The following is a 13,709-nucleotide window of genomic DNA, read 5'->3' as shown; positions in this document are numbered from 1 at the left end:
GCTTACAACAAGCAATACAATAAAAATTGAAAACTCCAACAGTTTCATTTCATATCATGAAAGACTTTCATAACCTCTAGCTGAAGAATTGACCTGCTAAACATCCGTTGCGATTTAATCTATTGTATTTTTATAGGCAACTGAAATTGCTCGGTTAATTGTGACTGATGCTCTGCCATCTGCTCCAGACTTTGACTGTGAGCCGTTAATTGCTCGGCGCGAAGTAAATTTTGCTCGGCTAATACCTGGATGTGGTTGACATGGTTTGTCGCTTCTTTTGCAACCGATTGGTGTTGAGTCGTTGCAGCAGCAATGTGGTGGCTGCGATCTTCGATCTGGTTCAACAGGGCATGCACATGACGCAATGATAAATTGACGCTGTCCGTCTGGCTAATGCAGCTAGCCATATCACCCACACACGCTGTTATTTGCTGAACCGCTTCACTGGCACGAGTTTGCAGTTGCTCTATTTTGGATTGAATTTCTTTGGTACTGATATTAGTTTTTGCCGCAAGTACGCGAACCTCATCCGCAACCACAGAAAATCCCCGTCCCTGTTCTCCAGCTCTCGCCGCTTCGATCGCCGCATTGAGCGCTAATAAATTGGTTTGTTCAGAAATACCGGAAATAACATCCAGAATTGAATCAATGCCCTCAGAATCACAGTTCAGCTGATGAATCGTCTGCGTGGTCTCATTCAGACGGAGTGACAGTAGATTTAACAGCTCGACATTACTTATCATTGATTGTTGACCATAAGTAGAATCTGAGACTGCCGAAGTCACAATGGATAACGTTTGATTGGCGGAACAAGAAATATCGTTGACCGCTGACTCTATTTCCTCCATCGCTGTCGCTATCAAAGCCGTTTGCGATGTTTGTTCCGCAATGGTCAGCTTGAGCCCTTCACTCGTTTGCTGATTTTGTAACGAAGCATGAGTCAACTGTGTGGCGGCGTTACCTATCTGCCTGATGATATGGGCCAAGTCGTCGATTACGACATTGACCTGGGCTGACACATAACCTAGCTCATTACGGGTAGATAGCTTGATTTTTTCGGTCAAGTCTTTTGCAGAGACCTTATTGAGAACCTGCAGCAGGTTTTTGCTTGGACGGCGAATCAAGTTCGCAATATGGATGCCAATAAACAACGCAAACACGACACAGAGCGATGACATCAGGATGAGGGTGCTTAACGTCCTATCAGCCTGATTTGCGGCTTCGACATAACGTAACTTAGCGGAAGAAGCCGCGTAATCCGACAAGCTATCGATTGTTTCTAATTGAGCATTTATTTGCTCTCTCAAGCGTTCTCTTTGCTGCTGTAACGTGTCGTAAAGCTCAACAACAGCGACATGCTGTGCGAGTGCACCCATTGCAGAAAACAATTGCTGCTGAAATAAACTTAACGAAGTTTCGCTTTGCTGATAAAAAGAGGGGACCAGAGATTTAAACTCAAGTACCGCTTTATCAAATCGTTGTTTGCGCTGGTCAAAGCGCCGCCCTATCGCACGAGTTTCTATTACGTCTTGCAACGCAAACGCTTCATTCATCTCTCCGACAATTATCCCCACTTGAGTAAGAAGCCTCTCCACCACTTGGCGTTTATCATCTTGTTTGGTTACTGCCAGATTACCCAACAGGTTGCTATTTAACTGCATCGCCAGCGATTGAAACAGAGACTGCTGATGCATAGCTTGTTCTTTCAGCTCAAGATAATGTGCATAGTTCTGTACTATCTCATTGATATCAATAAAGCTATTTTTAGTTTTTTGCTTTATTTTCGCAAGTACGTCGTCCACCCGGGGATCCTGAACCGCGACATCCTCAAACCATTCAAGGAGACTGTTATGGCTGGCGATTTTTGCATCAATAACTTGGCTCACTCCCTCCAGTTCATCCCAGTAGACAGAAAACAAATATGCGTCCAGGTGGCGATTAATATCGAGCAAACTGGTTTTAAGCTCTCCGGAATGGAGCATCAAAGGGGTAGATTCTTGTACCATAAACGCCAAACTGGAATTCACTTCCTTGTTACTCTTTAGTAACACCCCGGCCAGAAATAACATCATAAAAATAATCAGGAAAAATCCAAGATACACTCTAGAGACAATCGAACCCAATAACATATTACAACTCTACAATATGGCTAAAAATAAAATTGGCATCCAAGTAAAGGTATCTGTAGACACCTACTCAAACATGTTGTGATTAACTTTAAACACCCATAAAAACAACAATATTATGTCTATGAAAATAATGAAAACCACCTGGTATTTCACAATTGTTCAATGCAAAAACATAAAAATAGAAAGACAAAAAGCAAACTATAAATATCAATAAGTTAAAACAAAGAAATCATCTCAAATCTGGATTACACCCAAAATAGCACTGCCAATAGCAAACAATAAACTTCCATATAAAAATCAACAAATGAAAACATTCAAATAGATGAAAATTTCAACGAAACTATCCGTAATTAACATTACTGCTATTTATCACTATCAGATTATTACATTGATATTTGGGTAGAAATATATTAAAACAAGGCATGATGATTATACTATCCGTATCCAACTGCCAGGGTTCTGATTTATTATGACCTGACAGGACATATCACCCCCTATTAATGAACCTGTGCGATTACGGATAGTATCCTTATTTATGTCTTCATTTTTATCTGGATTGGGTGCACTCGTCATGACTGGCTGGTACCTGAAACAGACCCTGTATCAGGAGATAATCAGATGTATTATGGCTTTGATGTCGGTGGGACCAAAATCGAGTTTGGTGCATTCAACGATAAACTTGAACGGATTGCCACCGAACGTGTCACGACCCCGACACACGATTATGCATTACTGCTGGAGACCATCACTGGTCTGGTGGCTAAGTATGATCAGCAATTCGATGTCAAGGGCAGCATTGGCCTTGGCTTGCCCGGCATGGAAGATGCACTGAGCGGTACCGTACTTACGGTAAATATCCCAGCCGCCAATGGCAAGCCGCTACGCACCGATCTTGAGGAAACGATCGGCCGTCAGGTCAAAATTGAAAATGACGCTAATTGTTTTGCACTATCAGAGGCCTGGGATGAAGAACTAAAACAGACTCGGTCCGTTCTGGGACTGATTTTAGGTACGGGGTTTGGTGGTGGTTTTGTCTATAACGGTCAGATTATTTCTGGTCATAACCACGTTGCCGGAGAAGTCGGCCACATGCGAATACCGGTCGATGCCTGGTTCCACCTTGGGGCGGAACAAGCACCGTTACTCAGTTGCGGCTGCGGCAAAAAGGGCTGCATGGATAACTACTTATCTGGGCGGGGGTTTGAACTACTTTATCAACACTACTTTGGTGAACAACGCTCGGCAGTCGATATCATCCATGGGTTCCAACAAAACGAGATTAGTGCACAGCGACACGTTGAGCGTTTTATGGAACTGTTGGCCATTTGTTTCGCCAATATTTTTACGGCGAACGATCCAGACGTAGTGGTGCTCGGCGGCGGTTTATCCAACTTCAGTCTTATTTATGATGAACTGCCTAAGCGTATCCCGAAGTATCTGTTACCTATAGCTCAGTGCCCTAGAATCGTTCAGGCTAAACACGGCGATGCCGGAGGGGTGCGCGGCGCGGCATTTTTGAATCTCCGCTCAGCGAGTCATTCTGAATCAGCCGCCTCAGCAGTATAGTCACTCATGATTAGATTCAAAAAGCCAACGGTAAAAAGTTGGCTTTAGAAACAATTGATTGTGTAATCAATTGATCGGGATCGAAATCGTGAGAGTCTGATCCTGCTGATAACCACAAATCGGGTGAGTGCTAGATAATCAGGAGTGTAAGGATAAAGCTTGTTACCTGAAGAATAATAGAAACCTTCGGATTGTGATGGGAATGATATAACGTCCTTAGCGTATTCGAGATGATAACAACAATCTCGTTCTAAAGAACTTTCACACAAAATGATACGTCGATTTTTAGGAATCGCAAACTTGTACACATTTTTGTTACGGATGGTTTACGCAGATTTCGAACGGACATAACTTGTCCCTAAATGTTGTAAGAAAACAACTCTATTCAGTTTAGGGCACTTTATGGGGTTTAAAAGGACAGCTTATGCTTTTATTGGGACGCTTTATGCTTTCAGCGCCAAAATTGGGTGGAGGCCCCAGCCACATCCCGGCACACACATCATCCGCTGTGGCTGCTTCCTTCCGGACCTGACCAGGTTCACGAACTAGTGTTGCGGGAGGACCAAGGCCCCCATAGTTCACTTCAGCTTGCGGCCGAAGAGTGGGAACGATTATCAAGCATCCCTATCCTCATTGCAACCCCAAATCAGACCAAAAGCATTGATTTTCTTTCAACTGTCCAGCAATTGAGCGATTCGGTGTTCGAATCACAAGCCATGATAAAGCGCGTCGCGTGTATCCTGACCTGCCCAGCTGCGTTTTTCATCAGTCATGGCGCCATCGGTTTGCTGGATAACATCATGCAGCGACAATTGCTTGCTGCGCCCGCTTGACACCCCAACGGCCGCCGTTACCTCAAAACTGATGTCACGCTCGGTGCAAATAAACAGGAAGCTGTGCAGTTTATTCACTACCGACTTCAGCTCTTCACCTTTTACATCGCCAATCAGCACAAACTCATCACCACCGGTTCGATAAGCTTTGCCACGCCAGACATGATTGATGCGGCTGGCCAGTTGCTTTAGTACCTTGTCACCGATTTCAGGACCATAGTTGCCATTAATCGATTTAAAGTCATTCACATCCAAATATATCAGCGTGTTACTCGGCGAAATTCCGCGTCGGTAGCGACGATACAAGGCTCGGCGGTTACGTAGTTTGGTCAGATTATCGGTGTCTGACAAAAAGTGCAGATAACCCGCGATAAGCAATAAAAACACGCTCAGAGATGCAAACAACCATTGACTATGCCGGGCAACTCGTTGTTCAGTCAAAAGTGTCGCACGCCAATCCGGCTGATAGTCATAATGTTTAACGATTTTCTGTGAGTCGATAATTTTGATCGCACGGCTGATAAGCGGAGCGAGTGCGGCACCAAAGGCATTTTTCGGAAACGCAATGCCGACATGATAAGTATAAAAACTGACGATCAGCTCATCTTCAACAATAGGTAAGAGAGAATGGGAGTGACGTAATACATTGTTAAAGTTACCCAGGCTGAGAACAATGTAATCAACCTGCTTCTCGACCAGTGCCTGAATCAGTTCATTTTGTGAATCGAAGGTCTGCAAGGTTTTGTTGGGCAGCATGCGCATCATCAGCTCTTCGAAAAAGTCGTTTTTCACCACACCAATACGTTCAACGACCAACTCCGACACATTGCTGTAGACGTTATCCTTATAGCCTTCACGTTTAACCATTATGGCCTGAGGGCTGTAATAACTTTCGCTGAAATAGACTTTCTCTTTGCGCGGCGGTGAGATAGTGATTGGCGCGATCATATCGATGCGGGCCTGCTGGATGTCGTTATACATGCTTTCCCAGGTTTCGTCGGCTTTGCTGACCAAATCGCATTTTAGTACTAAGAGATCACAGGCCTGAAACAGGATATCCGCGCTGATACCACGCACCGAACCATCACTGGCGTAGTGAGCAAACTGGGGTAGATTTTCCAGCTTAACCCGCAGCGGACGCTGTAAATTGATATCACTGTCGAGTACCGCCTGGCGCAGAGCCTGCTTGCGGATATCGAACTGATATTTTTGTATCGATTCGCGCAGTAATTTCTGCACTTTCGCCGAATGAATATAGGCCTCAAACTGATTCAGCAACGCCCCGTGCTGACCTTTCGGCACCACAATCGACACCGGCTGAATAGAGATATGGTCATTCAATAGCTGAGCATCCATACCCGCACTCAGCATAGGTTTGAGCTGATTGATGGCATCGATCACGCCATCCACTTCGCCACTTTTGAGCATCGCCTGCGCATCTTCGGCCCTGTCGTACTCAACCTGCTCAATATCGGGGTAGTTTTTCGCCACCAGCTCTCCATAAATCGTCCCTTTCGGGATACCGATACGCTTAATCCCGGTTAGCGTCGCATTATTATGGCTGTATAAATAGGTGTATTCGATATTGGTCGGCGCAGAGTAATCAAACCGCTGAGCGCGCTCACTGGTATAGGTAACATTGGCGGCAAAGTCTGTTTCGCCAGACTCAACGGATTTAAGAATCGCATCAAAGCTGGGATAATTGACATATTGAATGTCGACATTGAATTGATACGCGATGGTATCAAACAGCACGCGCGTGACCACATCGTCGGCTTCGGTAGCGACTAAATAGGGCGCGTCAGCAGTTTGCTCTGCATGGACCGATACTGAACAGACGAACAGCACCAGACCCAAACAAGCACGAGTGACTAGAGTTTTAAGCATTGACGTTGGTATAAATACATTTTTATTTTAGTAGTGACTGATAATAACCATTTTTTAGGCATATGCATAAAGACTTCATTGAGCCCAGCTCATAACTTTGCACTGACTTAGATTTTTCATGCATATTTTACAGCGGTTGTTGCTCATTACTCTTGAGGATGTAGTCGGTCATCCAGGCCGTTGCCAGCAGACATAACCACACGACAAACACCGGATTAGGGACGTCAATTTCCGGTGACAGAATCACGGCCATAAATCCGACTGAAGGCAGTGTCCAGCATAGCAATTTCCCCCACTGGAATTTTTTTTGTTGGCTCAGGTTTTCGATCACTGCCACTAATCCGGTCAGGCACAAAGCAAGCACCGCTGCCATCTGCAGCCCGGCAACCCAAAGCGGAACCACAAGAGCCAACGGCCACCAGCTGTGTTGCTGGGTCGGTTTCCAGCTTGCCGCCGCCCACCAAATCATGCCTATCGCGATGATCTGCACCATGGTCATGGCCGGTGTCCCTGACAGCTTCCCGGCCGACTGAGTGACCATGATGCCGACTTCCAGGGTCACCACAATCAAAATACCCACTGCGATCACCGGCATATTACGCGGGTGGGAAAATACCACCATCAACAGAGGGAAAATGACCCACATGCTGACCGAAAGCGAGGCAGGCTGATAAGGAATGGTTAACGCATAACTTAATACGCCCAGCAGCAGAATAACACCGCTGAAGCCGCTGCGGCTTAGCAGCCACAAAGCCGGAATGACAAACGCAATAAATGGCATGTCACCACCACTCAGGCCAAGTGCTCGCGCACAGACCATCGCCAGCAGTATTGTGGTGATGAACTGAAAAGTAGACAATAGCAACGCCCGCTCCTTATCCTGTCCCTGGAATCCTTACCCTAGAATAAAATAGGACTTTGTCATTATGGACCAATTTTTAATGCAGATCTTTGCCGTTATTCACCAAATTCCCTGTGGAAAAGTCTCCACTTACGGTGATATTGCACGTATGGCCGGTTATCCGGGTTATGCCCGCCACGTCGGTAAGGCGCTCGGAAATCTGCCTCCGGACAGCACCCTGCCGTGGTTTCGGGTTATTAACAGTAAAGGTGAGATTTCCCTCACCGGCCCTGATTGGGAGCGACAAAGGGAGAAACTGGTTGCGGAAGGTATCGCGGTAAGCAGCGCCGGTAAGATTGCACTGCGTCTGTTCCGCTGGCAGCCGGTTTAGCCATTCACTGGTTTAGCCATTCACTGGTTTAAGTCATTCACCGGTCTCAGTTCTCAACCGATTTCAGTTACTCAGCGCTGTCATTGTTGCCCTGTGCCTCATGAACACGGATCAGGTTCATCTCGACCTGGTGCGTGCGCTTGTCGTCGGTAATCACGCCATAATGACTGTCACTGATGAACATCAGACGACCATCCACTTCGATGCGGGCGCTGATTGAATAGCGGTGTTTCGGATCAATGTCGGCGCAATCATAAGGAATAGAAAACTCAAACGGCACCTGCTGCCCCCAGGTGGTAAACTCCTGGGTTCCGAGCAGTGTAGCCGGTGCATCCGCTTTTGAAACATCAAACAGGGAAACCCGTACAATCGCGTTATCCGGCAGCGCAATACGCTCGCGATAAGCAACTGTGCCGCTCACGGTATCCAGCACCTTGTCGGGCATAATTTCAGCTTTTTCCAGAGCAGGCGTGGTTTGATGCATGCCATTATCGGTCATCTGGCAACCGGATAAAGCCGAGCCAATAATTAACGTTGACGTCAAAATCAGAATATTTTTCATCGTGTTTTTATTTAGTGAACCTGTATTCATTGTAGATAACGAAGATTGGCGTGTCATCCTTATACGCAGGTCTTGACAAGCATTTGACCTGGCTCACAAAATAGTAGAGTAAAAACACAATAAGAGAGGCGCTATGAGCAAACCATTGCAAGAGCTGTTGAGTTTACTCCAGCTGGAAAAACTGGAAGAAGGATTGTACCGCGGCGAAAGTGAAAACCTTGGCCTGCCACAGGTATACGGCGGGCAAGTGATTGGTCAGGCACTCTCTGCTGCGCGCTATACCGTGGATGCAGGGCGCACCGTACATTCTTTCCATAGCTACTTCCTTTATCCGGGCGATCCGGAAAAACCAATCATCTATGATGTCGAGAACCTGCGTGACGGACGCAGTTTTTCTACCCGCCGGGTCAAAGCGATTCAAAACGGCCGCCCGATCTTCTACCTCACCGCCTCATATCACGGTGAAGCGCCGGGCTTTGAACATCAGAAAACCATGCCGGATGTACCCGGGCCGGAAAACTTTGCTTCCGAATCGGAACTTGCGGAGCAGATTGCTCACCTGCTGCCGCCACAAGTGAAAAAAATCTTGTGCGGTGAAAAGCCAATTGAAATGCGCCCGGTCACCGTGATTAACCCTCTCAAACCAGAAAAGGCAGAACCCAAACAGTACCTCTGGATTCGTGCCAACGGCGCTATGCCCGACAATCAGCTGATTCACCAGTATCTGCTGGCCTACGCTTCCGACTGGGGCTTCCTGGTGACCGCCCTGCATCCTCATGAAGTCACGCTGATGACGCCTAAGTTTCAGGTTGCCACCATTGACCACTCTATCTGGTTCCACCGTCCGTTTAAAATGGATGAATGGTTGCTGTATGCCATTGAGAGCCCGACGGCCAGCAATACACGCGGTCTGGTACGGGGCGAAATATACAATCAGCAGGGTGACCTGGTCGCCAGTGCTGTACAGGAAGGGGTGATGCGATTTAAAGATCGCTAGGCAGCCAGCCTTTTCATGCTTTACCTTGCCCTTAGGGTAAGCGTTACACTGTTGGCGGAATTCACCTACTGGGGGTCATCTTATGGGATGCTGTAATCAACCACCAAACGGCGGCAGTTCGGATATCAAACCGCTGCTGAAAGCATTTGCCGGTCTGCTGATTTTCGTTCTGCTGCTCGCCTGGCTGTTTGGCTGACAATCGGGCGTGCGCCCGGAACACGTTAAGACAGTGGCAACTCGGTGGTGTATTTTAATGATTCCATTGCAAAGGTGGAGGTCACGTTATTGAGCCCGTCGACGCCGTTGACTAACTTCTTATAAAACTGGTCAAAGTGTTTCATGTCTTTGACCAGTACTTTCATCATGTAATCATACTCTCCCGCCATGCGGTAAAACTCCATCACTTCCGGATAAGACTCAACGCTACTGACAAAACGCTGATACCATTCATGGGAGTGATCGCTGGTTTTCACCATCACAAACGCGATAAAAGCTAAGCCGAGTTTATCGGCATCGAGCAATGCCACCCGCTTGGTCAGTACACCACTCTCTTCCAGCTTTTTCAGCCGTTTCCAGCACGGCGTGGTGGTCAGGTTGACGGCCTCTGCCAGCTCATTGAGTGACAGGGTCGCATCCTGTTGCAACATGGCCAGAATTTGGCGGTCCACTTTATCCAGTTCCATTACAACTTCATCATTGGGAGAAAATTATTCTCCAAACCTAGCAACCCAGGCCGAATTTAGCCAAGCTTTTCTCACCGAAGGTGGGTAAATTATTTCCATTACCTGTTAAGGAGCACAGTCATGCAGCGCGATACCAAATGGACAACCGATGCCATCCGCATCCTCGAAGCTGATGTACAACGTACAGCAGATACTCACTTGATCAAGCTTGACCTGCCCTGTTTGGACGGTATCGATATTTACCTCAAGGACGAGAGCACCCACCCGACCGGTTCACTCAAGCACCGCCTGGCGCGTTCCCTGTTTCTGTATGCGATTTGTAATGGCTGGATTGGCCGTGATACGCCGATTATTGAATCGTCTTCCGGTAGTACTGCGGTGTCTGAAGCCTATTTTGCCCGTCTGCTCGGACTGCCGTTTATCGCGGTCATGCCGGAATGCACCGCGCGTAAAAAGATTGAACAGATTGAATTTTATGGTGGTAAAGCGCATCTTGTCGCCCGTTCGGATCAGATTTATGCCGAATCGCGCCGGCTGGCAACGGAACTGGGCGGCCATTATATGGATCAGTTTACCTACGCGGAACGCGCGACGGACTGGCGCGGCAATAACAACATCGCTGACAGTATTTTCCGCCAGATGCAGCTTGAGCCGCATCCGGTGCCAAGCTGGATCGTAATGAGCGCCGGTACCGGCGGTACGTCCGCAACCATAGGGCGTTTTATCCGCTACCAGCAGCACACCACCAAACTGTGTGTGGTTGACCCAGAGCACTCGGTCTTTGCCGACTATTACCGTACCCGCGATGGTCATCTGACCCGCGATTGTGGCAGCCGAATAGAAGGTATTGGCCGCCCGCGTGTGGAGCCGAGTTTTATCGCCGATGTGGTTGATGAAATGCGGGTTATTGATGATGCCGCCAGCATCGCGACCATCCACTGGCTTGAGCGCGTGATTGGTCGTAAAGCAGGAGCCTCGACCGGTACCAACTTGTATGGAGCGTTACAACTGGCCAGTGAGATGCAGCAGAGAGGTGAACAGGGCTCGATTGTGACCCTGCTGTGTGACAGCGGCGAGCGCTACCTTGATACGTATTATAATCCGGCCTGGCTGGCTTCCCGTATCGGCGATCTGACGCCGTACCTGAGGCAGCTGGAAAGATTTCAGGCCAGCGGCAAGCTGGCCTGATAAAAAGAACGTTAAGCGCTCGCGGTTGTTGTTTTGCTATCAGCGAGTTTTAAATGCTGTCGTTACAGCTCACGCTTACGATAGCGCGCATTGAGAATATCCTCGATATGCTTTTGCTCTTTGCGCGCTTTGTCGTAATCCTGCTTCCTGCGCCAGCGATCCAGTACCTGCTCAATACCTTTCACTCTTGCGTGACGACTGGCGAGCTCTTTTTGTACCGAGTGACACTGTGCTTCCATCACCGCCTGTTCCTGCTCGTGGTGCACCAGCAATTTTTGCAGCATGTGATCAACCCGGCTGAGATTCATCAGTACCGTGCTGTTGAGCGCCGAGGCCTGCCGGGTCGATTCGCCGTTGCCGGACTTGAGCTGCGCTAGCTGCTCCAGCTGATTTTGCATATGCTGATGACGCTGTCGCATGGTGTCAAGCTGCTGACCGATACGATCCCGGCGTTTCTCTTCAACCTGCTGCAATTTACCGACTGCGCGAATTTTATCTTTCATCACCACCTCTTTCTGCCTGCGCACCCTGTCTGATGCAGGATAAGCTACTGATTCTGAAACAGCTGTGCGAGCTGGGTCAGACTGGACGGATAATCGACCACTTCACCGGCGGCCTGCTGTAAATAGGCTTTCAGTTGTGGATACATGGCAACCGCCCGATCCAGTTCGCTATCCTGCCCCGGCTGATAGCCACCTAATGGCAGCAGCTCTTTGACCTGCAGATAATTTGAATAAAGCTGACGGAACTGGTTCGCCACAGTGACATGTGCCGGCTGGGTACAGGCCGACATGCAACGGCTTATTGACGCATTAATATCGATGGCCGGGTAATGCCCCTGCTCGGCCAACTGGCGTGACAGCACGACGTGACCATCTAGGATTGCCCGGGCTGAGTCAACCACAGGATCCTGCTGATCATCGCCTTCCGCCAGCACGGTATAAATAGCGGTCAGACTGCCATCCAGGTTGTCACTGTTACCGGCCCGCTCTAACAGTTGCGGCAGTATGCTGAACACCGACGGCGGATAACCACGTGACGCCGGCGGTTCGCCGAGCGAGAGCGCGATTTCACGCTGCGCCATGGCATAACGGGTCAGAGAGTCCATCAGCAGCAGCACATCTTTGCCCTGATCGCGGAAATACTCCGCGACCCGGTGACATAATAAGGTTGAACGCAGGCGCATCAAAGGGGACTCATCGGCCGGTGCCGCGATAATAATCGCCTTTTTGCGAGCCTGTTCGCTCAGATTACGCTCAATGAATTCACGCACTTCGCGTCCGCGCTCGCCAATCAGGCCCACCACAATCACATCCGCTTCGGTGTTCTTCGTGATCATCCCCATCAGCACGCTTTTCCCCACGCCGCTGCCCGCCATCAGACCGATGCGCTGGCCCTTGCCGACCGTCAGTAAGCCATTGATTGTCCGTACGCCTACATCCAGCGGCGTATCGACCGGACGGCGTTTAAGCGGGTTAATTGGCTTTGGCTCAAGCGATACCCGTTCACCACCCCGCAGCGCCGGGCCATCATCGAGTGGTTCGCCGAGACCATTCACCACCCGCCCCAGCCACTGGCTGCTGATCTGCACCATACTATCGCCTTCAAGCGGAATCACCTTGGCGCCGGCAAACAAGCCGCCCAAACGACGAATGGGCATTAAATAGGCGACATTATGATCAAAACCAACCACTTGCGCTTCGATCATGTCGCCTTCCGCCGTTTCAACCATGCAGCGCTGCTCGAGCTTAAACCGACAGCCGACCGCCTGCAGCATCAGGCCATTCACTTTGACCAGACGTCCGGTGACGCGTGCCACCGGTACCGAATCGAGTGATGCCAGAGCATCATTGAGCCGCTCTGACAACTGACCGGACGCAACCGGGTTACTCATGCTCAGCCTCAGCCGGGTTAATCACCTCTTCGAGCAAGTGCTGCTTGACACTGTCCATACAGGTTTCCAAACGTGAGTCACAGCTGGCGTCCGCTTCGGCATCATCCGTCACCAGATGACAGCCACCAGCCGGCAGCTCTTTGTTGGCGACCAGTTTCCAGCTTTGCGGCAGATCGGCATTAACCTGGCGGATGCGATCCAGATCCTGCGGATTCAGATGTACGGTCACGCTTTCGGTTTTACCCGGCATCGCATCAAGTGTTTCATCCACCAACGACAAAATCTGCTGCGGCATCAGCGTCAGTTCTGCTCGGATGACCTGCTGCGCCACTTTCTGCACCAGTTCGCAAATCATATGGCGCTGCTGCTGCTCACGCTCGGCCTGCCAATCAGACAGACGCTGATACAGCTCGTTCACCGGCTTGGCGGCGTCAAGAAATGTCTGTTTACCGGTTTGTTCGCCCGAGACAAACCCTTTCTGAAAGCCCTCTTTCTGACCTTCCAGTTGCCCCTGCTTGTGACCCTGTTCAATCCCCTGACGCACACCTTCATCGTAGCCCTGCTGCAAACCTTGCTGAAAACCTGCTTCGAGTTGCTGCTGAACATCAACCTGACTGTCTAACCACTCATCCTCCATGCCCGGCTCAGACTTAGCGTTGACCGGCTGAGCCAGGGGTGGGAAACGGTGACGACGATAGCTGCCACTCGGCAGACGCATAATTTTTTCCGTTGCCATGG

At 49.2% G+C, this 13,709-nt stretch carries 12 protein-coding genes and 1 other RNA gene; 4 read left to right on the top strand and 9 right to left on the bottom strand.

Translation table 11 applies throughout. The features are described 5' to 3' along the window. Window positions 1-119 precede the first annotated feature (119 nt). Window positions 120-2,129: a methyl-accepting chemotaxis protein gene (locus E6C74_RS02135; protein ID WP_136482909.1), complete on the bottom strand. Its 2,010-nt coding sequence runs from the start codon at window positions 2,127-2,129 to the stop codon at window positions 120-122. Window positions 2,130-2,747: 618 nt separating this feature from the next. On the opposite strand from E6C74_RS02135, the gene nagK reads away from it, so the two are divergent. Further along, window positions 2,748-3,695 carry an N-acetylglucosamine kinase gene (gene nagK / locus E6C74_RS02130; RefSeq protein ID WP_136482907.1) on the top strand — a complete coding sequence of 316 codons (948 nt, stop codon included), beginning with the start codon at window positions 2,748-2,750 and terminating at the stop codon, window positions 3,693-3,695. Window positions 3,696-4,166: 471 nt separating this feature from the next. On the opposite strand, the gene ffs is transcribed toward nagK, so the two are convergent. From ffs to E6C74_RS02110, 3 genes are all read right to left on the bottom strand, one after another. Next, window positions 4,167-4,263, bottom strand: an RNA gene (ffs, locus tag E6C74_RS02120) — signal recognition particle sRNA small type. Between the two features lie 139 nt (window positions 4,264-4,402). Continuing rightward, complete coding sequence (locus E6C74_RS02115) at window positions 4,403-6,415, bottom strand: transporter substrate-binding domain-containing protein (RefSeq protein ID WP_136482905.1); 2,013 nt, start codon at window positions 6,413-6,415, stop codon at window positions 4,403-4,405. Window positions 6,416-6,542: 127 nt separating this feature from the next. Continuing rightward, window positions 6,543-7,280 (bottom strand): hypothetical protein, encoded by a 738-nt coding sequence (locus E6C74_RS02110; protein ID WP_168796929.1) that lies wholly within the window; start codon window positions 7,278-7,280, stop codon window positions 6,543-6,545. Between the two features lie 61 nt (window positions 7,281-7,341). Here E6C74_RS02110 and E6C74_RS02105 point away from each other — a divergent pair, with 61 nt between their 5' ends. Further along, window positions 7,342-7,647 (top strand): MGMT family protein, encoded by a 306-nt coding sequence (locus tag E6C74_RS02105; RefSeq protein WP_136482903.1) that lies wholly within the window; start codon window positions 7,342-7,344, stop codon window positions 7,645-7,647. Between the two features lie 67 nt (window positions 7,648-7,714). Here the strand turns inward: E6C74_RS02105 and E6C74_RS02100 are convergent, their stop codons facing one another. Next, window positions 7,715-8,209 (bottom strand): YbaY family lipoprotein, encoded by a 495-nt coding sequence (locus tag E6C74_RS02100; RefSeq protein ID WP_136482900.1) that lies wholly within the window; start codon window positions 8,207-8,209, stop codon window positions 7,715-7,717. A 133-nt stretch (window positions 8,210-8,342) separates the two neighbouring features. On the opposite strand from E6C74_RS02100, the gene tesB reads away from it, so the two are divergent. Next, entirely contained in the window at window positions 8,343-9,206 is an 864-nt protein-coding gene (gene tesB / locus E6C74_RS02095) for an acyl-CoA thioesterase II (RefSeq protein WP_136482898.1), read from the top strand. A gap of 221 nt (window positions 9,207-9,427) precedes the next feature. Here the strand turns inward: tesB and E6C74_RS02090 are convergent, their stop codons facing one another. Beyond that, the gene (locus E6C74_RS02090) at window positions 9,428-9,889 is read right to left on the bottom strand and encodes an Lrp/AsnC family transcriptional regulator (RefSeq protein ID WP_136482896.1); all 462 of its coding nucleotides are present in this window, start codon (window positions 9,887-9,889) and stop codon (window positions 9,428-9,430) included. 120 nt (window positions 9,890-10,009) lie between these two features. Here E6C74_RS02090 and E6C74_RS02085 point away from each other — a divergent pair, with 120 nt between their 5' ends. Next, entirely contained in the window at window positions 10,010-11,077 is a 1,068-nt protein-coding gene (locus E6C74_RS02085) for a PLP-dependent cysteine synthase family protein (RefSeq protein WP_136482894.1), read from the top strand. Window positions 11,078-11,139: 62 nt separating this feature from the next. Here the strand turns inward: E6C74_RS02085 and fliJ are convergent, their stop codons facing one another. Genes fliJ through fliH form a run of 3 tightly spaced genes read right to left on the bottom strand, consistent with a single transcriptional unit; the run spans window position 11,140 to window position 13,707 of the window. Further along, a complete protein-coding gene (fliJ, locus tag E6C74_RS02080; protein WP_136482892.1) occupies window positions 11,140-11,580 on the bottom strand; it encodes a flagellar export protein FliJ in 441 nt (146 codons plus the stop codon). 44 nt (window positions 11,581-11,624) lie between these two features. Continuing rightward, entirely contained in the window at window positions 11,625-12,971 is a 1,347-nt protein-coding gene (fliI, locus tag E6C74_RS02075) for a flagellar protein export ATPase FliI (RefSeq protein ID WP_136482890.1), read from the bottom strand. Beyond that, a complete protein-coding gene (gene fliH, locus E6C74_RS02070) occupies window positions 12,964-13,707 on the bottom strand; it encodes a flagellar assembly protein FliH (protein ID WP_136482888.1) in 744 nt (247 codons plus the stop codon). The genes fliI and fliH overlap by 8 nt, the downstream gene beginning before the upstream one ends. Window positions 13,708-13,709 lie beyond the last annotated feature (2 nt).

The sequence above is a fragment of the Vibrio sp. H11 genome, from assembly GCF_004804295.1.
Lineage (GTDB): Bacteria > Pseudomonadota > Gammaproteobacteria > Enterobacterales > Vibrionaceae > Vibrio > Vibrio ostreae.
The sequence above is the reverse complement of the archived record's forward strand: the minus strand, read 5'-3'. Positions and strand labels throughout refer to the sequence as shown.